The following is a 25,548-nucleotide window of genomic DNA, read 5'->3' on the forward strand; positions in this document are numbered from 1 at the left end:
CAACCTTCCACGCATGTTATATGCGTTAGAAGGTTGTTAGTTGTCGTTTATTGACGATTCATTGCGCGATCTGGTCGCGAATCGATTGCAGAATTTTTTTCTCCAGCCGCGATACCTGAACCTGGGAAATCCCCAGCCTGCTCGCCACTTCAGATTGCGTCTGATCGCGATAATACCTCAGGTAAACAATCAACCGCTCCCGCTCGCTCAGCCCGCCGATCGCCTCGCTGAGCGCCAGCTTGTCGAACCAGCGTTCCTGCGATTCGTCGGCGATCTGATCCATCAATGTGATCGGATCGCCATCGTTTTCGAACACCGTCTCATGAATCGAGGTTGGCGGCTTGTTCGCTTCCTGCGCGAATACCACTTCCTCCGGCGTCACGCCCAATTGTTCGGCCACTTCCTTAATCGTGGGCAGCCGATCGAGGTGTTTGGAGAGCTCGTCGCGTTTCTTGCGGACTTTGTTGGCCATCTCCTTCAAGGAACGGCTGACCTTGAGGGTGCCGTCATCGCGCAGGAATCGCTGAATTTCCCCGATGATCATCGGCACGGCATACGTAGAAAACTTGACGTCATAGCTCAGATCGAATTTGTCCACCGATTTAAGCAGGCCAATACAGCCGATTTGGAACAGGTCTTCCGGTTCGTACCCCCTGTTCATGAACCGCTGTACAACGGACCAGACAAGCCGGATATTGCTGTTCACCAGCGTATCCCGGGCGACATGGTCACCCGACTGACTGAGCGCAATCAGCCGTTTGACCTCGGCATCATCCAAGTAGGCCTGTGAAGATGATTTCACTTCAGCATCCATAAGACCAGCTCCTAATTAAACAATGCTTTCTTGGATTCAATCCTTTTCATCATCCTGATGGAGGTGCCCCTGCCGGGCTCGCTGCTGACTTCGAATTCATCCATGAAGTTTTCCATAATCGTGAAGCCCATGCCCGATCGCTCAAGTTCCGGCTTGGACGTGTACAGCGGTTGTTTGGCCAGTTCGAGATCCTCGATCCCTTGGCCCCGGTCCTCGACGATGATCGTGACCATGTCATCGCGAATCTGCGCCTGAATGGTAACGACGCCTTCGGGATTGTTGTTGTAGCCGTGAATGATGCTGTTGGTTACAGCTTCCGAGATGACCGTCTTCAGGTCGCTAAGCTCGTCCATCGTAGGATCAAGCCGGGAGATAAAAGCCGCAACGGTCACACGCGCAAACGATTCGTTCTCCGATTTGGCCGCGAACTGCAAATTCATGAAATTTGTACCGTTTCCTTCACTCATGAGACGACCTCCAGACCCGAGAGGGCAGTTCCCTCATTTTCGTAAATCGGCATAATCTTGAACAATCCCGACATTTCCAGCAAACGGTACACCGGCGGGTTCACGTCGCATACCACCATTTTGCCGCCTTTATTTTTAATGAGCTTGTATCTGCCCAAAATGACGCCCAGACCCGAACTGTCCATAAACTGCAGGTCCTTCAGACTGAGAATCAGATGCTCGCATTGTCTGCGCTGGATGGCCTCATCCATTTGCATCCGGACCAGATCAGCGGTATGGTGATCCAATTCCCCCGATAAGCGTACGATCAGAACCCCACGGTGATGCTCCATATCCACATGCATGTTCACGTTAGCTCACTCTCCTCCCTGTCATGAACAAGGATTTCTACGCCCTCGAAGGCTTTTCCTTCCCCACGACAAAACTAGAAGAAAACCCCTATTTAACTACAAAAAATGTTCCAGTTCATCCAGGAAAAGCAGCAGTCATGCTCTCAAAGGCTGCCGCCACATACTCAATCGAACAAATTGCTCGTCGTTCGTTTGAACAGCTTCCACCAGCCCGCTTTGTTCACGTCCTGCGGTGCCTTGATGTCAAATTCCTTAATGACCTCACTGCCTTGATAAACAACCAGCTTTCCAACGCTTTGCCCGGCCTTGACTGGCGCTTTTATGCTTGGCTGGAGCTGAAGCTCATGCCGAATTTCCTCGGATTTGCCGCCTTTGCGCATCAGCACGCTGTAATTTTGCGTGGCCTTCAGCGGCAACTGCGCCACTTCGCCCTTTTCGATGTTCAGCTGACCGAGCATCTCTCCGCTTTTGTATAGAGGTTTCATCGTATATTGGCTGAACGCATAATCGAACATGGCAGACACTTCGCTATTGCGCGTTTTGGTGTTCGGCTCGCCAAGCACGACCGCGATCGTGCGCAATCCGTCCTTCGAGGCAGTGGCTGAAAGGCAGAACTTCGCTTCGGACGTATATCCCGTTTTCAATCCGTCAGCTCCGGAGTAAAACCGAACCAGCTTGTTGGTATTGACGAGCCAAAAGGGCTTCGCCGTATCCTTGCGCAAGTAATCCTGATATGCTCCGGTGTATTTGGTAATGGAAGGATGCTTAAGCAGCTCCCGGCTCATCAGCGCAATATCGTAAGCGGACGAATGGTGACCTTTGACAGGCAGTCCATTTGGATTGACAAACCGGGTATCCTTCATGCCAAGCTCTTGAGCCCGATCGTTCATCATCTGCACAAAAGCTTGTTCCGAACCGCCGATCTTCTCGGCGATCGCGACCGAAGCGTCATTGCCGGAGGCCATCGCAATCCCTTTCAGCATGTCATCCACGGTCATCTCTTCGCCAGGCTCCAGAAAGATCTGGGACCCGCCCATGGAAGCGGCATATTCACTTGTTCTGACCTTGTCGGTCAGCTTCAGCTTGCCTGCATCGACGGCCTCGATCGTCAGCAGCATCGTCATGATTTTGGTAATGCTGGCCGGCGGCAGTTGGTCATGGCTGTTTTTTTCATAGATGATCGTTCCGGTATCCGCATCCATCAGAATCGCCGAACGCGCCGACGGGGCCAGGTCTGCCCCTTCTGCCGGTTTGCGCGTTTCTTCGGCGAACACCGAAGAGGTCATAGCGGATAGCAGCATACAAATCGTCATGAACGATGCCATAATTCGTTTCTTCACAGTGAATAACCTCCTTGAATGACTAGGCTTAGAAGCTGCGACGAAATAAGAGGTACTTTTTTCGCCCCAGTCTCTTACTGCATGTTCCATGCAAGTACTGCTAATCATTGTCGGCGCGTTTACAGCAAATTATTCCATGCAAATCATGTTTTTCCAAACTTTTTCCAGAGCTGAACTCAACAAAAAAACAGCCTATCCCGAAGCACCGTTTGCTTGGGGAGGCTGTTTGCTTGTTTTTTGGAAAGGCTGCGCTTCTTTATCAAGCCAGGGCCTGTGTATATTACATTTGCGGGATGACCGCAAGCACCAGGCTCAGGAACGATTCGCGAACACGTTCCGTCGTTTCCATGACTTCGTCATGAGACAAAGGCTGGTCCAAAATGCCTGCAGCCATATTGCTGATGCAGGAAATGCCCAGCACTTCAATGCCGGCATGACGGGCCACGATCACTTCAGATACGGTGGACATGCCTACGGCATCCGCACCCAACGTACGGAGCATACGGATCTCCGCCGGCGTCTCGTAGTTCGGGCCAAGCAGGCCTGCGTAAACGCCTTCGCGCACGTCGAAGCCTTGCGAAGCCGCCGTCTCCTTCGCCAAAGCGCGCAAACGGCGGCTGTACGCTTCCGACAGATCCGGGAAGCGCACGCCCAATGCCGGATCATTCGGCCCGATCAACGGATTTTTGGCCGTCAGGTTAAGATGATCCGAAATGAGCATCAAGTCTCCCGGCTGATACGACGTATTTACACCGCCGGCTGCATTCGTCACGAGCAGCGAAGCAACGCCCAGCTGCTTCATGACGCGTACCGGGAACGCGGTCAGCTCGGGACCGTAGCCCTCATACATGTGGAAACGCCCCTTCATCATGACGACTGCACGGCCTTTGATCGTGCCGAGCAAGAGCTCGCCTTCATGTCCTTCAACCGTCGACACCGGAAAATGCGGAATGTCCTGATAAGCAATGCTCACGCCATCTTCGATCAGGTCTGCCAGGATTCCCAGGCCCGATCCGAGAATCAGGCCCACCTCTGGTTTGATCTCGCTTTTGCTTTGGATATAAGCGGCCGCTTCCGTAATCATTTGTTGATTCAATGCTGTCATTAAAATGCTCCTCCTAATATCGTGCTGTTTTGTCATGCACCCAAGTATTCGCCATCAACGAATGGATATGCATGTATATCCTCCTGAACTCGTCCCAAGAAAAACGCCGCTGCACTAACCGATGCAACTCCGATCTACCCAGTCACCGGCTCATGGACGATGTGCGCTCCCTTCGCTTACTTCGCCCTCGGATGATGATTTTCATAAATCTCCTTCATCGTTCGCCGCCCGTGGTTGCCGTACGGATTGTTGGATTGCTCCACATGTCCAAGCATATCCTGAACTGCCCGGGTATCCGCTCCGTTCGCAATCAGGTGGGCGGCGAAGGAATGGCGCAGCGTATGAGGCGTGATCTCCCCCGAAATGCCGGCGTCGAGCGCAGCCTTTTTAAGTAATTTCCAGAAACCTTGGCGTGTCAAACGCCGTCCCGAGACATTCACGAACAGTGCCTGCTCGTCCGCATCCGTTTTGAGCAGCTCGCCGCGAAAATCACGGATGTACGTATTGACCCAATGGGCTGCAGGAGCTCCAATGGGCAAAATGCGTTCTTTACCTGCACCCCCGCAACGAATAAAGCGCATATCCGTATGTATGTCCCGCACATCAAGCGCAATCAGCTCGGAGACGCGAATGCCCGTCGCATACAGAAGCTCCAGCATGGCCCTGTCGCGAACGCCCTGAGCCGAAGCCGTATCGGGCGCGGCAAGCAGCAGCTCAATCTCCCCCACGCTGAGCACCTGCGGCGGTGTCTTGTCGGCCTTTGGAGCCTCCACATCGAATGTCGGGTCCTGCATCAACGCTCCGCGCCGCATCAAAAAATGAAAATAGGAGCGCAGGGAAACGATACTGCGGGCAATGGTTGCATTGGCTCTGCCCGCCTGCTTCAGCTTGCCTATAAACAGAACCACATGGGTGCGGCGTATTTGATCCGCCTCCCGAATCCCGTATTCTTTGTCCGCAAATTCGATAAACTTGTCCACGTCCCGAAGATACGATTCCAATGTGCTGCTCGACATTCCCTTGTCTTCTTCAAGGTATAAAGCATAGGCGTGTATCGTCTGCTTCATGCACAACGCTCCTCATCTGACAGACTGCCCGAAGGGCAGCCTGCATCCGTAATTGCATCCCAGGTGTTCAAGTCGGCTATTCCCCATACCAATAGAACAAACGCAGGCGTTCGGCAAACGCGGGACGCTCTTCGCCAGTGCCTGGCCAAGCCGTTTCCTGAAATACTTTGACCGCGTTTCCCACAGGCGCCTGGTATTGGTCCACAGGCGAAATCCAGCCATTGAACAAATCCAGAACATGATAGAACAGATAGACCAATGCTGCAAAAATCAGAATAAACCGAAAAAAACGAAGCCCTTTCCGCATCGAAATAACCATGGGCAATCCCCCTCCCGATTCGTTCCCTTCCTTTCCTGTATTCAGGGCGAGATGCTCCAGCACCTGCTTGTCTTGCTCAGGAAAGCGTTCAGAATCAGCCTATGCCGGGATTTGCCGAGATATGATATGAAAGCGCAAACCTTCCATACCCTGCGTGACCAAAAAAGCTCCCCCGTCAAAACCTCCGGTGAGAGCTTGAAGACACGCTATGTTATTCTTCATCTTTGGGCTTCTGGTCATTTTTAGCTTTGCAACGATAACAAATCCCGTGGAAATCCAGACGGTGGTCCACGACGGAAAAATTGAATTCCTGCTCCAGGCGCTCTTCAAGCGGTCCGAGCCAGTCTTCACGAATTTCATCCACACTTCCGCATTGAACGCAGATCAAGTGATGGTGATGATGCTTGGACGTATCTCCGCGCAGATCATAACGCGCTACACCGTCGCCGAAGTTGATTTTCTCTACAACATGCAGCTCACTCAGCAGTTCGAGGGTACGGTACACGGTTGCCAGACCGATTTCGGGAGCTTTTTCTTTAACAAGCATGAATACGTCTTCCGCGCTCAGATGATCTTCTTCATTCTCAAGAAGTACTCTGACGGTGGCTTCCCGCTGGGGCGTTAATTTATATCCTTGGGACTGTAGTTGCTGCTTGATTTTATCGATCCGTGCTTCCATTTTCTCCCTCCCCCTAGGAAATCACTGCACACTGCAACTTAACCCACTTCTTTCATTATAGGGGGAGTGCGTAATCAAAGTCAACAATTTACACATTGCTATCAAGCTAGACGGGCAGCAGCATCGGCGTGACCCAGCGCATCATTGCCGGGGTAACCCAGGTTTCGAAGGAAGCCACGCCCAGCAAAAGCCCGGCCATAACCAACGTCAAGAGAAGATAAGAGGCAAACGGCCGCTGCCCTGCAGGAGCTCGCTGCGCGAGCAGCCGGTTGCGAATGATGTAGATTGAAAAGGTCATTGCCGCAACGCTGCATACAAGCAAGATGGGGATGACGAACAAATTGTGGGGAGCAACGGATACAAGCGCGAACAGCAAGCCTTTCCATGAATACTGCCCCACCAGGTATCCCACCGTGAATCCGATCAGCACGCCCTTCATAAAATCGAGAACCAATATGCCGGGTAATCCGATGACGGACAGGCCCAAAATCCAGATCAATCCGATCCACTTCAGATGCAGCATCGCAATGTCCCAATAAGCTCCGGTCTCCCCTCCGGATGTGCCATGGTGAACCGTAACGAAAAAATTGCCCAAATACCCTTCGAGATCCTGACGCTGCTCCAGCGACAGTGCATTGACCATCAGGGCACCGAAAATGACACCAACCAGAAACAGGACGGCCACGAATACATAGAGCGAAGTTTGGCCTTTGAAAGTGAAGTGAGAAGAACGCATACGAGCAAGGGTCTCCTTTCCGGTTACATGAACAACGTTCATCGATGTTTGGGAGCGGATGTTCCGTTCCAATTTTCCATGTAACCATACGTATGATAGAGACGCCCTTCGTATGACTTCTTGTCCTTTTCCCGATTAACGATCTTTGGACATGCCAGGCTCTTTTCCTTGCACGCTCACTTTGCCGTACGTGCCGCCGCCTCCTGAATCCAATTCCAGGCGACCTTCCCGCGCTGCCACGATCATGCCGGCCAAATGAGATCCTACCACTTGCGCCAGTTCCTCCTCGCTTGTGCGGTGCAATACATTCATCTCCGTACCAAAGCGTTCCAGCAACTGCTTCAACTTGGCCTTCCCCAAGCCGGGAATGAACTCCAACGGCACTTGGTAGCAGTAAGGGGGCCTGTAGGCCGGAACTTCAGGAACATTCCGATCCGCGATGGACAGTATCCGATCCAGCACGCCTTGGACCAGCTTGAGACTGCCGCAATAAGGACAGCGTTCTGCAGAGAGCTCCTGTTCGTCCATGATGCTGCCGCAGGCCGCACAATAGGTGCGGTGATATTTCCCAAGCCGCGGGTTCAGTCCATAATTCGCCCGGATTTTCCGGCCTTCCATACCCTTCAGGGCCAACCGAAATTCGTCGAACGAAGGCGAGGCAATGAGCAATTCATTGTACTCACGGCCGATTTTGCCAAGGGAGTGTGCATCCGAGTTGGTCAAAAAAGGAATAGGGTCCAGCTCCGTAATATGGCTGGCCATGGACGAATCGGAACTGAGCCCGAGCTCGACGGCGTCGATCATATCGGTATCGAGCACCTCGGCCATTCGCGCGGCCGTGCTGCCATAGATGCCTTTATGCGGAGTGAAGACGTGTGCCGGCACGATCAACCCGCCCCGGGCTCTGATCTCGGCCTGCATCTCCCGCGCGGGAACATAGATCCGCTGTGAGCTAAGGTTGACGTTTTTCATGTGACGAGCAATCCACGCCGTGAACGACTTCATCGTGGCCAGGTCCCGGAAATAAGCCAACATATGGAACTCGCGCCTGTCCGGTTCCCGCAGCTCCAGTTCCGTCCCCAGCAAAATCGTCGTATCCCTGTACCCAATGCCTCCCCCCGCCAGTTCGGTCATGGTGCCTTTCTCCAGCAGCTGTTCGATGTCCAGCTGCACGACGGGGGCGTGGCAGTCGATGACCCCGAGCAGCCGGATCCCTTTGCGTCCGGAAGCTTCGCGGGCAATATTTTCAAACGTCAGGTCCCTGCTGCCGCTGATTTTGACCGCTTCCCCTCGGGAAGTCCGGCCGATATGGATGTGAAGGTCCGCGTAGGTAGGCTGCCAATCGTTTGCAGATGCCATGGAATTCCCCATGGTCAGAACCGCCCCGTGGCCCGGTACAGATCCCATGCATACACGGCCAGCATCGTTTTGGCGTCGCTGATCCGGTTTTGGTCCATTAACGCATAAGCCTCATCCAACGTGATTTCGGACACTTCCAGAAATTCGTCTTCGTCCGGCTCCATCTCGCCTACTTCCAGGTCCTCGGCCAGATAAAGATGGATGATTTCGTCCGCAAAACCGGGGGAAGTGTAGAAGGAACGCAGATGGCGCAGCGATTTGGCCGCATATCCGGTTTCTTCGCGCAGTTCGCGTGCCGCTGCCACTTCCGGCGCTTCGCCCGGATCCAGCTTTCCAGCGGGAATTTCCACTTCCGTCCGGCCCAGTGCTTGCCGGTACTGGTCGACGACCAGCATTTTATCGCCCCTCAAGGCGAGAACAGCGACGGCTCCGGGATGGCGAACGACTTCCCGGGTCGCCCTCTGACCGTTAGGCAGTTCCACCGTGTCGATTTGGAGGGAGATCACTCTCCCCTCGAACATCTGCTCCGTGGAGATCGTTTTTTCATCCAGCTTCGGGTTGGACGATTTGGCGGAAATATTCGCTTGCGACGTGTTTGCGTTGTTCATGACTTAGTTCAGCTCCGTTCTACGAGTTTGAATTTCAACGTGTTCGTGCGGTATAAACCTTCCTGTTTTGGCATATGGTGATTTTATACCACACCCGGTCATAAAGATAACCAATCAGGGGGACAACCGATGAACAGTTATTACACCAAACAATCCGTGCATTTGGTAGGACAGGCCCGGCAAGTAAAACTGATCCTTAAACAGTGGCTTAACGAATGGGGACCGGATGCCCGTGTTGCAGACCTGATCGCAGGGCGGAAATAACGCCCCTTTATTTCAGTATTTCAGCATGGCGGCCGATTCAATCCAACCCTTCTGCATGTTCAATCGCTTGTTTGCGTTTTTGCAAAAAGTCCGAATCGGCTTGCGCCGGATTCGGACTTTATTCAACTTGTGGAGCGCACCTGGTTTCAGCCAAGCCGCTTCCGGTTGACGGTGGCATGCCATGCATAATGCCGAATCCACGCTATTGCTTAACCGGAGGCTGCTGCAATCATTTCCGGACGGCAGCCGTTTCCTGCACGATGGCCACGACGACTTCCGCCAGCTTGGCGAGATCCTCGGCCCGAATGCGCTCATTGGTTGTATGAATTTCTTCGTAACCTACGGCCAAGTTCACCGTCGGAATGTTAAAGCCGTTGAAGATGTTGGCATCGCTGCCGCCGCCGGACATAAACGTCGACGTCTCCAGCCCAAGGCCGCGAATGGCTCGCTGTGCAAGCTGCACCACCTCATGATCATCCTGGAATCCAAATGCAGGATACAATATTTCGCTGTGGAATTCGGCTCTGGCACCAAATTTGTCGCAGGTTGTTTCGAGCGCTTCCCGCATCTTTGCAACTTGCTGCTCTACTTTCTCCTGAACGATGCTGCGTGCTTCCGCCTCGATCTGCACGAAATCGCAGACGACGTTCAGCGCCGAACCGCCCTGGAATTTGCCGATGTTCGCCGTTGTTTCATCGTCGATCCGGCCAAGCTTCATCGCCGCAATCGCTTTGGCTGCCACTTGAATGGCACTGATGCCATCTTCGGGGTTCACCCCGGCGTGTGCGGATTTGCCGTAAATATTCATCTGAATCTCGGCCCGGGCCGGTGCAGCAACGCAGATTGTGCCTACAGCGCCGTTCGAATCGAGCGCATAACCGAACTCGGCATCGATATCTTGCGGGTTCATTGCGCGCGCCCCAACCAGGCCGGATTCTTCTCCGACCGTGATGACAAACTGGATTTTGCCGTGTGGAAGGTTGTTCTCCTGAATGACGCGGATCGCTTCGAACAGGGCGGCAATGCCCGCTTTGTCGTCCGCGCCCAGGATCGTCGTTCCATCGCTGCGAATCCAGCCATCCTCACCCAGTATAGGCGTAATGCCCTTACCCGGCGTCACCGTGTCCATATGGCATGTAAAGAAAATTGCAGGAGCATCCGATGCTCCCTCAGCTTCCCAAGTGACGACCAAATTTCCCGCTCCATGACCGGTTTTGGCCGTCGTATCGTCTTCATAAACGCGAAGTCCCAAACGGGCGAACTGCTCTTTCAGGACGGTTGAGATATTTTGCTCGTGTTTCGTTTCGCTATCGATTTGCACCAGTTCCATGAACTGCTCGACAATCCGCTGTTGCTTGATCATAAGGCTTTTCTCTCCTTTAATGATAGGGTACAATACATATATTGTGGGCGTTTTCTTACGGGTCCGGCATAACTATTTGATGAAAGGAGTCCTCGCATCATGCAAAATAAAAAATGGTTTCGCATCTTCATTTACATCATGTTGATCGCGATGGTGGGGTCCACTTTGTTTATCGCGCTCGAACCGTTGTTTTACGGATAATCCCCTAGCCCTTGCACCATTTTGAATCATTAGCGGTGAAGGGCTTCTTTTTCGTCTACCCAACGGATGTCATAAGAAAAATGCCGGCTGAAATAGGAGACGATCTCCTTGGCAACCAACTCCACGGAAAAGGCTTTGCCCGTAATATCTTCCAACGACGTCACTCCGTATTGCTGGATGCCGCAAGGAACAATTCCCTGGAAACCTTCATGCTGGATCCCCGATGCGATGTTGAAAGCAAACCCGTGACTCGTCACGAAGCCGCGCCGACGCTTGCAGCGATTGAATTTGACGCCGATGGCGGCAATTTTCAAATCCCCGATCCATACACCCGTGTAGCCTTCCTTGCGTCCGGCCTCGACCCCCTGATCGGCCAGATAATCGATAATGACCTGTTCAAGCTTACGCAAATACCCGTGCAGGTCAAGGTCCTCGTCGCGGCCGAGAACAATCAGCGGATAACCCACAAGCTGTCCGGGCCCATGATAGGTGATATCTCCGCCACGATCAATCTGAAACAATGAAATGCCCTGCTCCCGAAGCTGCTCTTGACTGAGAAGCAGGTGCTCGGGATGATTTTGCGAACCGATCGTATACGTCGGTGGATGCTGAAGCAGCAGCAACCGCTCGTTCCCTTCTCCCTCATCCAACTGCTGTACAATTGATTTTTGAGTGTTCCAGGCTTCTTCATATTCAAGCATCGGTATGTATGCAACATCCAGCGGCTTATGCATGATATCTCCTCACCCTTCTGCTTCATTGTTGATGTGCTGACGGATCAACCAAACGACAAACAACGGGAAAAGTGCACGGCCTCCGGCACATACACTTTCCCATAACCCTTCTATTCTGTTAATACACTGTCGTTTCCATGTTATAACCTTCCAGATTCTCCTTGACGCGCTGCAGGAATCTTCCGCAGATGACGCCGTCCAAAATCCGATGATCCAACGAGAGGCACAGGTTGGCCATCGAACGAACCGCGATCATATCGTTGATCACCACAGGTTTCTTGACGATGGATTCAAATGTCAGAATGGCTGCCTGCGGATAATTGATGATCGGCTGGGAAAGGATCGAACCGAACGAGCCGGTGTTGTTGACCGTGAACGTTCCTCCCTGCATATCGTCCAGCTTCAGTTTGCCTTCACGGGTTTTGCGCGCCAAATCATCGATTTCCCGGGCCAGTCCCGCAATATTCCGCTGATCGGCATGTTTAATGACAGGTGTCAGCACCGAATCCTCCGTACCTACCGCCATGGACAGGTTAATGTCCCGTTTCACGATGATTTTGTCCACGGCCCACACCGAGTTCATGATCGGATAGTCCTTGATCGCGTTGACGACGCCTTTCATCATGAAGGACAGATACGTCAGGTTAATGCCTTCCTTGCGCTTGAATTCATCCTTCAGCTTGTTGCGCAGCAAGACCAGATTGGTTACGTCGACCTCGATCATCGTCCATGCATGCGGAATTTCGGATACGCTTTGACGCATATTGCGGGCAATGGCGTTGCGGACAGGCGTCACGTCGATAAAGTACTCGGAACGTCCTTGTCCGCCGCCTTCCACCTCGATTTGCGGGATTTTCGGGCTTTCGGTCAAATGAATGCCTGAATGTCTGACGGGCACACCCGCGTCAGCCACCGGAATTCCTTCGCGCGTTGAGGCAGCGGAAGGCTCCACCGGCCCGCGGTTGATGCCGCTGAACGGAGATGCTGCCGACTCCGTCGCATGCGCCGCTGCTTCAGGAGCGGCGACCTGCTGAACGGGGGGCGAAGATGCAGCTCCGCCCTGCGCGATGTAGGACAGAACATCTTTGCGCGTAATGCGCCCCCCCATGCCTGTTCCGTGAATATGCTGCAGATTCACGCCATGTTCTGCAGCCAATGTTTGAACTGCCGGCGAGTAACGTCCGCGCATCGGCTGGTCGGGATCATGAGCAGGTACGCCGGTATTAACGACAGTTCGGGCGTCCGTTCCCGTTTGCGATGCCGATCCCGCCGCAGCAGAAGACGGCTGGCGGTTCTCGGTAATTTGCTCCGCTGCCTCTTCCCCGGAAACAGCGACCTGCATATGGCAGATCGCTTCGCCAACGGCAATCGTAGCGCCTTCCTCAGCGAGATGATCGCCCATGATTCCATCCACGGTGGACGGAATCTCGGCATTCACTTTATCGGTAATCACTTCACAGATCGGCTCGTACTGCTCGACCGCATCGCCCGGTTTTTTCAACCATTTTGCAATCGTCGCCGATACCAGCGATTCCGCCAGCTGCGGCATAATGACCTCGATCCATTTCATGCGTTCAGCCATTTCGATATCACTCCTAACTTTGCTTGTATCTAAGCCGTTGCCATCACGTTACGCACGCCGTAACGGGGCAACATCGGGATTGAATGTATATCAATCCTTTCTCTCTTGTAACCGTCCCCGAACATATAGGCAAAGCAATCAATACTGTGCCAATGCACGCATCGCTTCCTTAGCCTTGTCTTTGCTCAGCATGTAGAACTTTTCCAGCGTCGGGCTGATCGGCATCGCCGGCACGTCCGGACCGCAAAGACGTTGAATCGGCGCATCCAGATCGAACAAGCATTCCTCGCTGATGATGGCCGCAACCTCTGCTCCCACCCCACCGGTTTTGTTGTCTTCATGCACGATGAGCACTTTGCCCGTCAAACGAGCGGAAGCAATGATCGCATCGCGGTCGAGGGGCTGCAGCGTGCGCAGGTCGAGAACGTGCGCGGTAATGCCCTCTTCACGCTCAAGCTCTTCGGCAGCCTGCATCACGAAATGCAGCGGCTGGCTGTACCCGATGACGGTAATGTCGGCGCCTTCGCGCAGTACGTTCGCTTTGCCGATCGGCACGATGTAATCGTCGTCAGGCACATCTTCCTTGATCAGCTTGTAACATTTTTTGTTCTCGAAAAACAGGACGGGATCCGGATCGCGTACAGCCGCCTTCAGCAGGCCCTTGGCGTCGTATGCCGAGTACGGGGCAACGATTTTCAAGCCCGGTGTGCCAAAAAAGATCGATTCCGGACATTGGGAGTGGTAAAGGCCGCCAAAGATACCGCCGCCGATCGGCGCACGGATCACGACCGGACAGCTCCAATCGTTGTTGGAACGGTATCGGATTTTGGCCGCTTCGCTGATGATCTGGTTGGTTGCCGGAAGCATGAAGTCCGAATATTGCATTTCCGCAATCGGCTTCATGCCGTACATGGCAGCCCCGATCGCTACGCCTGCAATCGCCGATTCGGAGAGAGGCGTGTCCATGACGCGCATTTCGCCGAACTGGTCCTGCAATCCTTTGGTCGTGGTAAATACCCCGCCTTTGACGCCAACGTCCTCGCCAAGCACAAACACGTTCTCGTCGCGTTCCATTTCTTCCTTCATTGCCAGACGGATCGCATCAATGTATTCCATCATCGCCATGATTACCGTCCCCCTTCGTTGCTTTCTGCATATACATGCGTCAGCGTATCTTCAGGCTTCGGATATGGCGCGTTGTCCGCGTATTCGGTCGCCTCTTTCAATTCCAGCGCGAGCTGGGATGCCAAATCCGCATCCTGGGCTTCATCCCAAATGCCGCATTCGAACAAATAATTTCTCATGCGAAGGACTCCGTCCTTTTTCCAGTTCTCTTCCACTTCTTCCTTGGTGCGGTATGCAAGGTCATTATCCGAGGTAGAGTGCGGCGACAGACGGTACATCATCGCTTCGATCAGAGTCGGACCTTCGCCGGCAATGGCACGTTTGCGCGCTTCCTTCACCGCCGCGTATACCTCAAGCGCATCGTTTCCGTCCACACGCAGCCCCGGGAATCCATAACCAAGCGCACGATCGGATACTTTGCCGCTCAGCTGTTTGTGCACAGGCACCGAGATGGCGTACTGGTTGTTCTCGCACATGATAATGACAGGCAGCTTGTGCACGCCCGCAAAGTTCGCGCCTTCATGAAAATCTCCCTGATTGCTGGAGCCTTCCCCGAACGTCACGAAAGAAACGAACTCTTTTTTTTGCATCTTGGCGGCAAGGGCGATGCCCACCGCATGGGGAACCTGCGTCGTTACCGGGCTGGAGCCCGTTACGATGCGCAGCTTTTTGTGGCCGAAATGGCCCGGCATCTGCCGTCCGCCGCTGTTCGGATCTTCCGCTTTGGCAAACGCGGACAGCATCAGTTCGCGCGGAGTCATGCCTACGGCCAATACGAAGCCGTAATCCCGGTAATATGGTAAGTAATAATCGTGATCGCGGTCCAGGCCAAATGCTGCGCCTACTTGCGCCGCCTCCTGACCGATCCCTGATACGTGAAAGTTGATTTTGCCGGCTCGCTGCAACAGCAAGCATCGTTCGTCAAACTTGCGTGCAAGCAGCATCGTTCTGTACATATCCAACACTTCTCCGTCGCTAAGCCCCAGCTCAATGTGCCGATGGACTGCTCCTGCAGTACCTTGTGAACTCATTATGAGGTACCTCCTTTAAATTCAGAGCCTGAGGAGCCGCGAAGAAATGCTTAATGTACTTTATTTCGTCGCGGTCTCCCTGCCAGTCTTACAACCCGATCTTATAACCTGGTACTAAGACTTGGCTTAAGCCTATTATAATCCCTTTTACCCAAAAAAGGAAAGGTCCTTTCTCTCGAGGCTCTTCAGCCTACATGCCGATCGCTTTTCCGTCCACCGCCAGCATCGCTTCGCCCATGATTTCCGACAAGCTTGGATGCGGATGGATCGTCTGCCCGACTTCCCATGGCGTAGCATCCAGCATCTGGGCGAGCGAAGCCTCGGCAATCAGTTCCGTCACATGGGTGCCGATCATATGTACGCCCAAAATATCGTTCGTTTCCGCATCCGCGATCACCTTTACAAATCCATCGCGACTGCCATGGACCAGCGATTTGCCGATGGCTTGAAACGGAAACTTGCCAGTTTTGACGCTGTGGCCGCGTTCCTTCGCTTCGCGTTCGGTAAATCCGATGCTCGCCGCCTCCGGACGAGTGTATACGCAGCGCGGAATACGATGGGATTCTACGGCGTGTACCGTTTCGCCGGCGAGATGATTAGCGGCCAGGATGCCCTCATGGCTGGCTGCATGCGCCAGCTGCAAACCACCGATCACGTCGCCGATCGCGTAGATATGCCCTTCCCCTGTCTGCAGGTTTTTGTTCACGGCAATGAAGCCGCGCTCAAGCTTGACATCCGTATTTTCGAGGCCGATGTTCTCCACGTTGGGCTGACGGCCAACGGATACAAGCATCTTGTCCGCGCTCAGCGCCTCGCGTTTATCGCCGGATAACTCCACTTCGATTTGAATGCCGTCCTGACCGGACTTGTACGTTTCCGTCAGCACCTTCGCTTTCGTCAGGAAACGAACCCCGCGTTTGCCGAGCAGACGCTGCATTTCCTTCGCGATATCTTCGTCTTCTGCCGGAAGCACATGCGAAGCCGCTTCAACGACCGTCACCTGCACGCCGAAATCGTTCAGCATGGAAGCCCACTCCAGTCCGATGACTCCACCGCCGACGATGATCAGCGAAGCTGGAAGCTCGTCCATGCGGAGCGCCTCGTCGCTGCTCATAATGTATCGTCCGTCGGGTTCCAATCCGGGAATAACGCGCGGCCGTGAGCCTGTGGCGATGATCAGGTTTGTCGGCACAACCGTGTCCATCTCGCCATCTTCGAATTCGATGGCCACCGCTCCGCTTTGAGGCGAGAAGATCGACGGACCAATGACGCGCCCGTTCGCATGTACGACCTCAATCTTGTTTTTTTTCATCAAATATTGAACGCCCTGGTGCAGCTGCTCCACGATGGCATCCTTCCGGGCCTGCACCTTCGGAAACACCAGCGTTGCGCCCGTCGTCTCAATTCCGTATGTCTCGCTTTCCTGAATTTCCGCGTAGACTTCCGCGCTTCTCAGCAGCGCTTTGCTTGGGATGCATCCCCGGTGAAGGCATGTTCCTCCCAGCCTGTCCTTCTCGATAATGACAACCTTTTTCCCCAACTGGGCGGCACGAATGGCGGCAACGTAGCCTCCGGTTCCTCCCCCAAGAATGGCAACATCGCAATGAATTGGCATCTCATCTTTTCCCCTTTGTCAACGTTTTACGCTATCCTTGGTTCCATTGTACTCTCCCAAAGCAGCGAACTCAAAATTTCGCGCCGTCTATGCATAGACAGCTTAAGTAAACCAAGCTATGATGAAAACAGGCATATCTTGTAAACACAACCTATTTTGCTCCATTTCTAACGGTCGGGAGGTTATGGTGATCCACACAAAATTGGTTTTTGCCCGTTTCTTGGCCATTCTCGTTCTGGTCGTCCCCGGCCTGATGGCGATGAAAGGCTTTCTGATGATGAAGGACGCTTTGTTTCTGTATTACGCCGATCATGGGAACGATCAGGTTTCCCCCGCGTTTGACTGGCTTTCCTTTGGCGGCGGGCTGCTCCTGTTCGGAGCAGGCATGAGCTTTCTGGGGGGCTGGATTTTGTTTAGGGATCGCAAACGAAACTATGTAGGTCCGCGTTTTCGTTCGAAAACAGCTCATCCGGGCCCGGAAAAACAGCGGCATTCCACATGAATCACCCGGCTGGGTATCGCAAGCCTTTAACGTTTGCCCAAGCTCAGTTATAATCCTTATTGAATCGATATGTGCGCGTGGAACGAACCTGAAAATAATGATTGCCTGCATTCGGAAACGGCAAGTAACCCGGAGTGATCCCCGGGTTATTCGTATAATGCGTCCCGCAGCTTGGACGACATGCGCGATTCTTTCGAGGAAGCTTTCAGCATCGTGCGGCGCAGCGTTTGGTTGCTGGCCTGCAACCGCCGGGCTTCGGCAAACAGATCGGTGACAAGCTCCCTCGTCCGTTCATCCAGATCAACTTCCTGCACCAGTTGTTCATATTTCTCCTCCAGGGCATGTAAAGAATCGTTCATCGGTACCCTTCATCTCCTTTGGACTCCAGAATCATCAACTGCCGTGACCAGCAGCTTACCATTCCATATAGTAACACAAAGAAGTAATGATAGTGCTGGCCTAGACCCAAGTTTTTGTGGTACTCTGTAATGGTCGCTTTTTTGAGCAGGTAGCTAATAGATAGGTGAGAGGAGCAGCAGCAACGTGCAAACAGGACGTATTACCGTTATTACAGGGCCCATGTTCAGCGAAAAATCCGGTGAGCTTATTCGCCGTTGTCAGAAATGGATCCAGTTCGGCCGCAAAACGGTCGTGGCCTACAAACCCGCTGAAGACAATCGCTTTGCGCAAGACGAAATCGTAAGCCGGATCGGTTACCGATTGCCGGCCCATTCCATTCCCCGTCAATTGACGCCCGAGATCGTTGAGCAAATTATTGCCCAAACGAAGGACGCCGACGTCGTCGCCTTTGATGAGGTTCAATTTTTTAGCAGCGCCATTATGGAGCTTGTCTCCGAGCTTGCCTACTGCGGCAAACATGTCATCGTGGACGGACTTAACATGGATTACCGCGGCAAGGAGTTCGGTTATATCGGCGGTTTGTTGGCCATGGCGGATGATATCGAGAAACTGTCGGCCTTCTGCGCCGTATGCGGCAGCCCGGATGCTGCCTTCACGCAGCGCATTGTCAATGGCGAACCCGTTACGCTCGGACCGGTCGTCATGATTGGCGATTCGGAGGCTTATGAGCCACGTTGCCGGCACTGCTTTGTTCCTCCTCATAAAGTGGATTGTCCATAAATCCGGTCTCTCCTGCAGCTTTAATTTTGATTCGGACTATTACAATACATTCTTCTAATATGAAGCCCTACGGGGCTTTTTTATTATGGTGAGGCGTCCACTTTCGCTATTTCCGCGATATCCATACACAAAAAAGCACCGCTTTGCAGCGATGCAACAGGTGTTCTTTTTTTAGTCACGTGTCACGAAATATTTATTGGTCATATAATAGGCGTCGCCTCGGGACGTTTCGACCATTCCTTTTTTGGCATCCAAAAATACGATTTCCTTGCATTTGGTGCAATACCACTTGGTTCGCTTATATGGAGATTCCGTTACGTAAGCCGTACCGCATTTGCAATCGATCTTCATCAAAATCTCGCTGGATTTATAAGCGCTGGACAAGCGTTCCATGTTATCCTGCTGCTGTGTGGGCATTATGGTTTGCTGATAATCGGATAGATGATTCTGAACCTTGAAGTCTGCCACAAGTCCTGCGTTCAACCCAAAAAATTCCTTGCCGATTTCGGTCACGAAGCGCTTCTCGTTTTTGTAGCAATCAAGCCACTCCATAATCTGTTTGTTGGACAATGGAACCGTACCCTTGATACCGCTATTTAAGGTGTAGGTCATGATGTATAAAGTATCGTCTTGTCTACCTGAGTACATTAGAATCCTCCTTCGAATACATTTGCTAATGTACTACAAAAGCGCCCATAAATCAAAACCATGTTATTTCCTGAACGCTCCTTTTTCATTTAAATGGGAAAAAAACCTCGCCGATCCGCCAAATTTTTGCAGGATGCGCATACGCCAATCACATTTCCTTGTGGACCCGCATAATGTACGACCGCTTTGACCTTATTGCTGCAGATCGAACAATGGTTCCTCCTTTCACGTTTGGGGGTGTAGTCCGATAGCTTCACTACGTTTTGGCTATCCTTGAAACCGCGTAGAAAGCGCAACCATCTCATCTGGCACTCACTCTTTCTAGTCATCATAATCTCTCGATCTCATCCAAAATAAACCTTCGTTCTCTATGTAACATCTTCCATGCTGTACAAGTCTATCTCATATCCTATTCGACGTTTCGATGCTTTTTCCTGTTTTCCTCTTCATGCATATGAAAAAAAACCGACACTCCTTTGACGACAAAGGCGTGCCGGTCTTGCACGTTCACTTATAAAATGTCCCCAGCACGTCAAGGTCTGGAGAACGTTCAATCCGGAAAGGATAAATGTATCCCTGCGTCAAGCTGCCGGCGAATTTGCGGCTCCACAGGTCGATTCCTGACGTGAAACGATAGGCTTGGTACACGAATTTGGAGCAATAGTTACGCTCGATGCTCAGCAAATTGGTTTGCAGCCGGTAATGCTTGACTTGCTTGTAGTGTGTTTGCACCCATTCGGCGGCCTTCTGCCCTGCCTGGCTTAAACGGGAACGAAATACGATAAATCGGTCACCCTCGTAAAAACGGGTCAAATATCCGTCGATGCTGTCCGCGAAGACAGGTCCGTACGGGTGTACATGATAGACTTTGCCGTCCAGCCCTATAATGCCCATATGGCCTGCATAATACGTGGATTCGGAACTTGGCGTATATATGATATCCCCTGGCGCGAGTGCCAAATCCATCAAAGCCGCGAGTGGCTGATCGCGATCTGCGCGTCTGGCAGCAGCACGCTTGCGGCGTCCTTCGACGAGAAGCCGGTGAAGCATACCGGCCGACTTGAGATATATTTTCGCATAGGGAATGCGTTTATTCATTAAATGGCCATACCATTGACGGACGGATGAAGTGATGTCACGGAAATGATTCATCAAGCTTGCCCTTCTTCCTGAAAGAATGCTCTTTTTTCGCTTACGAGCGTATGATGCTGCATTATATGTTATTATAGCCCGCTTTCCCGAATCCGATCAAACATGCCGAACCTGTTCCGTCCGCCTTCCGGGCACACCAAAAAAGCAGCTTCGGATCAATCCGAAGCTGCCATGAATCATCGCTGAAGCAAAGGTGGGGGAATTATTCCTCAACCACGCCAAGCGCTTTGTTTTTTTCTTTGAAGCGCGAATTGTGGGACGACACGTAAGCTACCTTTTCGGCATCAGGATCCATGTACAATTTGGCGCTGTTTACGGCCAATGCGGCATCCGTAAATGTACCTGCGATGAGATGCAGCTTGCTGCCATAATCGACGAAATCGCCTGCCGCAAATACACCTGGAATATTGGTTTGCAGTCTTTCGGTAACGCTTACGTGCCACTCGCCAAGATCCAGTCCCCAATCACGGATCGGTCCGAAATCGCTCTTCATGCCATGATTCACAATGATTGCGTCCACATCAAGCAACTCGCTCTCGCCAGTCTCCACATGGCAGATGGTCACTTGTTCAATCGTTTCACCGTTTTGGCTGTGCAGCTTATCTACGGCAAAAGGTGTTCTGACGTCGACCGAAGACTCTCGCATCCGCAGCACGTTCCGCTCCAATCCGCCAAAACGGTCACGACGATGCACTACCGTTACCTGCTCGGCCAGCGGCTCCAGCTCATTCGCCCAATCGACGGCAGAGTCCCCCCCGCCCGAAATCAACACTTTTTTGCCTCGGAACGGTTCCAATTCCTGCACGGTATAATGCAGATTCGTAACCTCGTATCGATCAGCGCCTTCAAGTTCGAGTTTGGCCATTTTGTATATACCGTAACCGATCGCCAGGATGACCGTGCGCGTCCAGTGCTTTTCACCCGTTGCGGCTGTCAAGATGATGGTGCCGTCGGGCTGGCGCTCGAAGCCTTCGATCTGCTGTTCGAATACAATGGTAGGCTCAAACGTTCTCGCTTGTTCCTCCAGCTGCTGGATCAGTTTTTCACACAAAATAGGGGTAACCCCGCCAACGTCCCAGATCATCTTCTCCGGATAAAACAGCATGCGTCCGCCCAAACGGTCCCTGGCTTCAATCAGTTTTGTTTTCATATCGCGCATGCCGCTATAAAAAGCGGAATACATCCCGGCAGGGCCTCCACCGATAATCGTAACGTCATATAACTCCAACTGTTGTTCCATGAAAGCTACCTCCATTATTTCATTCAGGCTCGCCTGATTATATGATATCGATTCTCATTATCACTAATTCTAGTTTACTGGGAAACATATCAAAAAACAATGGACAAATCATGCACATTTTTTATACCAAAAACATATATCCTGTAATTCTATGAGACAGACTGCGGTTATCGGTTATTTTTCTTGCAATATCAAGAAGGAAGCCTCAACTATTCAAAACTTTCTCATAACATCCGATAATGTGTATATGCTTTTCACCATATTTTTCAAAAAGGAGAAAATGATATGAGCTCCATTTCATCTGTTTCCACGAGCACTTCTGCACCAGCACCCCTTCATTCCGGCCGTGACAAGGAAATTCAGAGCCTGATGAAGCAGAAAGTCAAACTGAACGAAACCTTGCAAACCGTCAAATCCAATGATCAGATGGACACCAAAACCAAAGCGGAACGAATCAAGTCGTTAACGGATGCGATCGCACAATTGGATAGCAAAATCGCCCAAATCAAAGCGGAGGAACTTCAGGAACGTAACCAAATCAAGCAGCCTGAAAAAACCAAACAGCAAACTCCGACCCAGGACGAAGATCAAGCGCCTTCCCTCGATCATCTCATTAAACATGGCCAGACCTATGATCGTTTAGGAAAGCTTGTAGGGCTTCGCAATCGAATGGAACATTCCATTCAAACGATTGAGGGGGAAACACGTTTTGACCGGATCGTTTTGGATGTCAATGCCGGGAAAGATGCCGGCAAGTCCATGATGCTCGCAAATGCGGAACGCACCGTTTTCCAGAAAAAAAGGGAAGCCGTTCAGGAAATCAGCTCACAAATGGATAAGATCGATGATACCATCGGAAAATTAACCAATGCTTCGCAAGAATCCAAGGCACAAGGTTCATTGCAACCTTCTGTTTTTTCAGGCGAAAAGGAGATCATCAAAGAACAGGGACCCTCGGATTCAACGGCTAATCCAACCGATTCTTCAAATAGGGACACAACAAAGACGACTGAAGACAACCAATACGCTTCCCTAGATATCAGAATCTAGTTTACACAGATTAGCGCAAGAACCTCGGCAGTTGCTGGCTATCCCCTGCAAATGTGGCGGTCTGAAACGTGATATTCTAAAGAACATCACACATCCTTATTTGGGGAGAATCAGTCTCTCTCAGATCCTAACGAACATCAGACACTCTAATGTGCGTAAAACAGGTCATAAACACGCATTTTAACCCATTTAGCAACGCTGTGGTTCGTTAGCACTCAAACTTACGAAAAATTCACAAAATAAGACGCCTCAAGTTCGTAACAAGCTAATCTTTTGGGCGACCTACCTTTAATTTCCACATTAACGAAGGTAGAGACCGAAGGAGTCACCAAAACAACAATCCTCAACGAAAAGCCGCTGTTTCTTCCGATTTTCGAAAGAACAGCGGCACTATGTTTACGATATATTTCTTCACATTTTCATTATAGGTTACAGGAACCTCAATTAATTCTCCAAGCCCAGTCGTGTATATTGCTCCACAGGCGCTTCGTTTTCTTTCATCAGCTTTTTCAGATGATCGATCATCTTGGCTTCAACCTGAGCATCTTGAACAGAATGTTGCTGTAGAGGATCCTGTTTAACATCATACAATAGTGTACCGAAGGAATGGGATGAGCCATTACCGGCGGCTGCAATTTTCATCGTTTTTACCCCTTTGGTAAAGTCGAAGGGATCCTGCAGTTCAAAATGCTGAAGTTCATCCACCCCAAAACGACTCCGCATATGCGTTGGCATTAACGTGTAATTGTACAAAGGCGTATTATCTTTGGAGGCAGGCGCCCTCATATACACATGTTCACCGTCTGTCACGTTGACATGTGCGCCATGAAGACCAAAAAGTGCAGCCTCACGTACAGGTTCGTCAAGGTCAACAGTGGCTGCTAGGTCATATCCTTGAACATGCCGGGGAACCTCCACGCCAAAATAATTCAATAAAGTCGGAACCAAATCGATGTTCTGGACTAAGCTTTGCCTGCGTTCATTGGCCTTGCCGCTGCGCGGGTCCCAAATAAACATCGGGATATGGGCAATTTCATTATAAAAAGGCATGATCGTTTTCGCCCACCAGTCATGCTCTCCCAGCAAATAACCATGGTCCGTGTTTACGATGAGCATCGTATCTTTCCATAAATCCAGCTCATCCATTGTGTCTAAAACTTTACCCAAATAATGATCGCACATGCTCAGAAGGGCTGCATACTCATACCGGATATGCCCCACTTCTTCTTCGGTTTCGTTTACCGGCCCATACGGCGGCCAATCAAATGTTTTGCCCTCATAGGTGTGTGGATACAAATCCCGGTATTTCTGTGGTGCGAAAAAAGGTTCGTGCGGATCAAAGGTTTCCAGTTGTAGGAACCATTTGTCCTCCCCATGATTGGCACGAATGAATTCGAGCCCCTTTTCCATCGTGATCGCCTGCGGGAAATCTTTTTCCTCACGCATATACTCCCTGTTCACCGCATCCTGGCGCACGAGAACTTCCATTTCCTTCATATATTTTAGGTCCGACAAATCCGGGTCGGCAACTTTCCCTTTCCATGGATCACCTTCCTGACCCCGAATCAATTCATAGGAACTGTAACGCGGATGGTATGTTCCGCCCCCGTCTTCCCAGTAGTGCTGATGATCTGTAACCAAATGTGTATACACACCGTTATTTTTCAGCAGCTCAGGCATGGAATCATCAAAAGGCTCCATCGGCCCCCAGCTGCGGTGCAAAAAATTATATCGTCCTGTATGCAGCTCTCTGCGTGCAGGCATACAAGGCATACTGCCGATATAAGCTTGATCAAATACCACCGTTTTTTCCATCAACCGTTTGAAATTCGGTGCATGCACCCAATCACAGCCGTACGGCGGCAGCATTCTGCGGTTTAACGTATCAAACATTAACATGATTGCTTTCATAGGTGTACTCCCTTTCTGTCTATCCAAAAGATCCTACACCTTGAAGAATCGTCTATCCGTCGATATGTGGAGGCACAGTTCGCATTGTGACGGATTGACGTTCTATGATGCGAGGTGTAAGCAACTTTTGCTCGTTATATTCCACGTTACCTTCCAAATAATCAAATAATAGGTGGGCAGCCTCTCTTGCCATTTCATACACGGGTACGTAAACACTTGTTGCTGCGGGAAAACAATGCTCGCCATCACTATATCGATGCTCTTGCGTTATAAGCGATACATCTTCCGGGACGCGCAGGCCAAGATTGTTGAGAACATTAATGGTAGGTTGTACCCTGCTTAGGTCCATAATCATCAGCCCTGTTGGCCATTGATCCTGCCGATAAACGTCAGACATGAAATCAAGATAGGTATCCAGATCATCATTGCTTTCCCATACATCGATCTGTAGGCGAACATCCCGCTTTTGCTCCCGATACGCAGCAACGATACCCGGAATGTGCAAATCCGAAGCGCTTAGCACCATAATGTTCCGATGATTCCGTTCATATAAATAGTCCAATGACTGCCATATGTTTTGTTTCAATAGCGCGTATACGTTCAAACCGCGGTCTGATACCTGTCGTTCTCCGATGTACACCATCGGGGAGCCGTTTTTGACCAATTCCAGGAAAGATGAGTTCCGCAATGGAGCGCTTCCAAACAGCAACCCGTCAATCCGTTTTTGTTTCAAAAAGAGAGAGTATTGAGGCGTCTGCACGCCTTCCAGCAAATCCTTCTCTTTATTGGTTTCATTGATCAACAACAAATGGTACCCTTTATTCATAACTACTTCGTTAACGCCACGGATAAATTCCATAAAATAAACGCTCGACAACGCCCCTGCTCCGGTCGCCAACAGCGGGAAATACAATCCAATCAACATGGTCTGTTCTTTGGCCAGGTTCTGGGCCGTTATGCTGGGCACGAAACGAAGCTCTTCCATCGCTTCCATCACTTTTTTGCGCGTCTTTTCGCTTACGTACCCACTGCTGTTAAGCGCTCTGGATACCGTGGAGATGGATACTCCTGCCAGCTTGGCCACGTCATATATCGAAACATTCATTCTATCAACCACCAAATCCGTTTTTGCTCTCATTATAGCAA

General features: G+C 51.4%; 28 protein-coding genes. 5 read left to right on the plus strand and 23 right to left on the minus strand.

Going from position 1 to position 25,548, the window contains the following annotated elements; genetic code table 11:
• Window positions 1-58: 58 nt before the first annotated feature.
• The 11 genes from sigF to RSX24_RS14355 form a co-directional block, all read right to left on the minus strand.
• Window positions 59-814 (minus strand): RNA polymerase sporulation sigma factor SigF, encoded by a 756-nt coding sequence (gene sigF, locus RSX24_RS14305; protein WP_236419893.1) that lies wholly within the window; start codon window positions 812-814, stop codon window positions 59-61.
• Between the two features lie 11 nt (window positions 815-825).
• Complete coding sequence (gene spoIIAB, locus RSX24_RS14310; RefSeq protein ID WP_236419895.1) at window positions 826-1,281, minus strand: anti-sigma F factor; 456 nt, start codon at window positions 1,279-1,281, stop codon at window positions 826-828.
• On the minus strand, window positions 1,278-1,625 hold the full coding sequence (spoIIAA, locus tag RSX24_RS14315) for an anti-sigma F factor antagonist (RefSeq protein WP_438286834.1): 348 nt from the start codon (window positions 1,623-1,625) through the stop codon (window positions 1,278-1,280). Before spoIIAA ends, spoIIAB begins: the two co-directional genes overlap by 4 nt.
• Before the next feature lie 170 nt (window positions 1,626-1,795).
• Window positions 1,796-2,971 (minus strand): D-alanyl-D-alanine carboxypeptidase family protein, encoded by a 1,176-nt coding sequence (locus RSX24_RS14320; RefSeq protein WP_290371482.1) that lies wholly within the window; start codon window positions 2,969-2,971, stop codon window positions 1,796-1,798.
• A gap of 280 nt (window positions 2,972-3,251) precedes the next feature.
• The gene (locus RSX24_RS14325; RefSeq protein WP_339273307.1) at window positions 3,252-4,076 is read right to left on the minus strand and encodes a purine-nucleoside phosphorylase; all 825 of its coding nucleotides are present in this window, start codon (window positions 4,074-4,076) and stop codon (window positions 3,252-3,254) included.
• Window positions 4,077-4,252: 176 nt separating this feature from the next.
• Window positions 4,253-5,143 (minus strand): tyrosine recombinase, encoded by an 891-nt coding sequence (locus RSX24_RS14330; RefSeq protein WP_343260975.1) that lies wholly within the window; start codon window positions 5,141-5,143, stop codon window positions 4,253-4,255.
• Between the two features lie 76 nt (window positions 5,144-5,219).
• Window positions 5,220-5,462 (minus strand): DUF4227 family protein, encoded by a 243-nt coding sequence (locus RSX24_RS14335; protein ID WP_343260976.1) that lies wholly within the window; start codon window positions 5,460-5,462, stop codon window positions 5,220-5,222.
• Window positions 5,463-5,673: 211 nt separating this feature from the next.
• Complete coding sequence (gene fur / locus RSX24_RS14340) at window positions 5,674-6,141, minus strand: ferric iron uptake transcriptional regulator (RefSeq protein WP_236419905.1); 468 nt, start codon at window positions 6,139-6,141, stop codon at window positions 5,674-5,676.
• A 106-nt stretch (window positions 6,142-6,247) separates the two neighbouring features.
• Window positions 6,248-6,877, minus strand: coding sequence for a stage II sporulation protein M (spoIIM, locus tag RSX24_RS14345; protein WP_343260977.1), 630 nt, complete (start codon window positions 6,875-6,877; stop codon window positions 6,248-6,250).
• Window positions 6,878-7,012: 135 nt separating this feature from the next.
• Window positions 7,013-8,248 carry an endonuclease Q family protein gene (locus tag RSX24_RS14350; RefSeq protein ID WP_343260978.1) on the minus strand — a complete coding sequence of 412 codons (1,236 nt, stop codon included), beginning with the start codon at window positions 8,246-8,248 and terminating at the stop codon, window positions 7,013-7,015.
• Between the two features lie 2 nt (window positions 8,249-8,250).
• Window positions 8,251-8,844, minus strand: a complete 594-nt coding sequence (locus RSX24_RS14355) for an NUDIX hydrolase (protein ID WP_236419911.1) — start codon at window positions 8,842-8,844, stop codon at window positions 8,251-8,253.
• A 129-nt stretch (window positions 8,845-8,973) separates the two neighbouring features.
• Here RSX24_RS14355 and RSX24_RS14360 point away from each other — a divergent pair, with 129 nt between their 5' ends.
• Window positions 8,974-9,108 (plus strand): Z-ring formation inhibitor MciZ, encoded by a 135-nt coding sequence (locus RSX24_RS14360; protein ID WP_236419912.1) that lies wholly within the window; start codon window positions 8,974-8,976, stop codon window positions 9,106-9,108.
• Between the two features lie 229 nt (window positions 9,109-9,337).
• Here the strand turns inward: RSX24_RS14360 and RSX24_RS14365 are convergent, their stop codons facing one another.
• Entirely contained in the window at window positions 9,338-10,471 is a 1,134-nt protein-coding gene (locus tag RSX24_RS14365; protein WP_236419916.1) for a tripeptidase T, read from the minus strand.
• Between the two features lie 99 nt (window positions 10,472-10,570).
• Here RSX24_RS14365 and prli42 point away from each other — a divergent pair, with 99 nt between their 5' ends.
• A complete protein-coding gene (prli42, locus tag RSX24_RS14370) occupies window positions 10,571-10,672 on the plus strand; it encodes a stressosome-associated protein Prli42 (protein ID WP_236419919.1) in 102 nt (33 codons plus the stop codon).
• A gap of 29 nt (window positions 10,673-10,701) precedes the next feature.
• On the opposite strand, the gene lipB is transcribed toward prli42, so the two are convergent.
• The 5 genes from lipB to lpdA form a co-directional block, all read right to left on the minus strand.
• The gene (lipB, locus tag RSX24_RS14375) at window positions 10,702-11,406 is read right to left on the minus strand and encodes a lipoyl(octanoyl) transferase LipB (RefSeq protein ID WP_343260979.1); all 705 of its coding nucleotides are present in this window, start codon (window positions 11,404-11,406) and stop codon (window positions 10,702-10,704) included.
• A gap of 118 nt (window positions 11,407-11,524) precedes the next feature.
• On the minus strand, window positions 11,525-12,988 hold the full coding sequence (locus tag RSX24_RS14380; RefSeq protein WP_343260980.1) for a dihydrolipoamide acetyltransferase family protein: 1,464 nt from the start codon (window positions 12,986-12,988) through the stop codon (window positions 11,525-11,527).
• A 138-nt stretch (window positions 12,989-13,126) separates the two neighbouring features.
• A complete protein-coding gene (locus tag RSX24_RS14385) occupies window positions 13,127-14,113 on the minus strand; it encodes an alpha-ketoacid dehydrogenase subunit beta (protein ID WP_236419924.1) in 987 nt (328 codons plus the stop codon).
• Window positions 14,114-14,115: 2 nt separating this feature from the next.
• Window positions 14,116-15,144, minus strand: a complete 1,029-nt coding sequence (locus RSX24_RS14390; RefSeq protein WP_236419926.1) for a thiamine pyrophosphate-dependent dehydrogenase E1 component subunit alpha — start codon at window positions 15,142-15,144, stop codon at window positions 14,116-14,118.
• Between the two features lie 190 nt (window positions 15,145-15,334).
• Window positions 15,335-16,759 carry a dihydrolipoyl dehydrogenase gene (gene lpdA, locus RSX24_RS14395; RefSeq protein WP_339273324.1) on the minus strand — a complete coding sequence of 475 codons (1,425 nt, stop codon included), beginning with the start codon at window positions 16,757-16,759 and terminating at the stop codon, window positions 15,335-15,337.
• Between the two features lie 184 nt (window positions 16,760-16,943).
• Between lpdA and RSX24_RS14400 the strand changes: the two genes are divergently transcribed.
• Window positions 16,944-17,261 (plus strand): DUF2627 domain-containing protein, encoded by a 318-nt coding sequence (locus tag RSX24_RS14400; RefSeq protein WP_339273325.1) that lies wholly within the window; start codon window positions 16,944-16,946, stop codon window positions 17,259-17,261.
• 146 nt (window positions 17,262-17,407) lie between these two features.
• On the opposite strand, the gene RSX24_RS14405 is transcribed toward RSX24_RS14400, so the two are convergent.
• Complete coding sequence (locus RSX24_RS14405; RefSeq protein ID WP_343260981.1) at window positions 17,408-17,620, minus strand: hypothetical protein; 213 nt, start codon at window positions 17,618-17,620, stop codon at window positions 17,408-17,410.
• Between the two features lie 184 nt (window positions 17,621-17,804).
• Between RSX24_RS14405 and RSX24_RS14410 the strand changes: the two genes are divergently transcribed.
• Window positions 17,805-18,401, plus strand: a complete 597-nt coding sequence (locus RSX24_RS14410) for a thymidine kinase (protein ID WP_236419932.1) — start codon at window positions 17,805-17,807, stop codon at window positions 18,399-18,401.
• Window positions 18,402-18,572: 171 nt separating this feature from the next.
• Here the strand turns inward: RSX24_RS14410 and RSX24_RS14415 are convergent, their stop codons facing one another.
• The 3 genes from RSX24_RS14415 to RSX24_RS14425 form a co-directional block, all read right to left on the minus strand.
• Window positions 18,573-19,049: a hypothetical protein gene (locus RSX24_RS14415; protein WP_236419934.1), complete on the minus strand. Its 477-nt coding sequence runs from the start codon at window positions 19,047-19,049 to the stop codon at window positions 18,573-18,575.
• A gap of 507 nt (window positions 19,050-19,556) precedes the next feature.
• Window positions 19,557-20,201: a hypothetical protein gene (locus RSX24_RS14420; RefSeq protein ID WP_343260982.1), complete on the minus strand. Its 645-nt coding sequence runs from the start codon at window positions 20,199-20,201 to the stop codon at window positions 19,557-19,559.
• A 202-nt stretch (window positions 20,202-20,403) separates the two neighbouring features.
• Complete coding sequence (locus RSX24_RS14425) at window positions 20,404-21,441, minus strand: NAD(P)/FAD-dependent oxidoreductase (RefSeq protein ID WP_236419937.1); 1,038 nt, start codon at window positions 21,439-21,441, stop codon at window positions 20,404-20,406.
• A 285-nt stretch (window positions 21,442-21,726) separates the two neighbouring features.
• On the opposite strand from RSX24_RS14425, the gene RSX24_RS14430 reads away from it, so the two are divergent.
• Complete coding sequence (locus tag RSX24_RS14430; RefSeq protein ID WP_343260983.1) at window positions 21,727-22,491, plus strand: FlxA-like family protein; 765 nt, start codon at window positions 21,727-21,729, stop codon at window positions 22,489-22,491.
• A 444-nt stretch (window positions 22,492-22,935) separates the two neighbouring features.
• On the opposite strand, the gene RSX24_RS14435 is transcribed toward RSX24_RS14430, so the two are convergent.
• A complete protein-coding gene (locus RSX24_RS14435; protein WP_343260984.1) occupies window positions 22,936-24,402 on the minus strand; it encodes a sulfatase in 1,467 nt (488 codons plus the stop codon).
• Between the two features lie 52 nt (window positions 24,403-24,454).
• Window positions 24,455-25,507, minus strand: coding sequence for a LacI family DNA-binding transcriptional regulator (locus RSX24_RS14440; RefSeq protein ID WP_343260985.1), 1,053 nt, complete (start codon window positions 25,505-25,507; stop codon window positions 24,455-24,457).
• Between the last annotated feature and the right edge of the window lie 41 nt (window positions 25,508-25,548).

This window comes from Paenibacillus hubeiensis, assembly GCF_032334105.1.
GTDB lineage: Bacteria > Bacillota > Bacilli > Paenibacillales > Paenibacillaceae > Paenibacillus > Paenibacillus hubeiensis.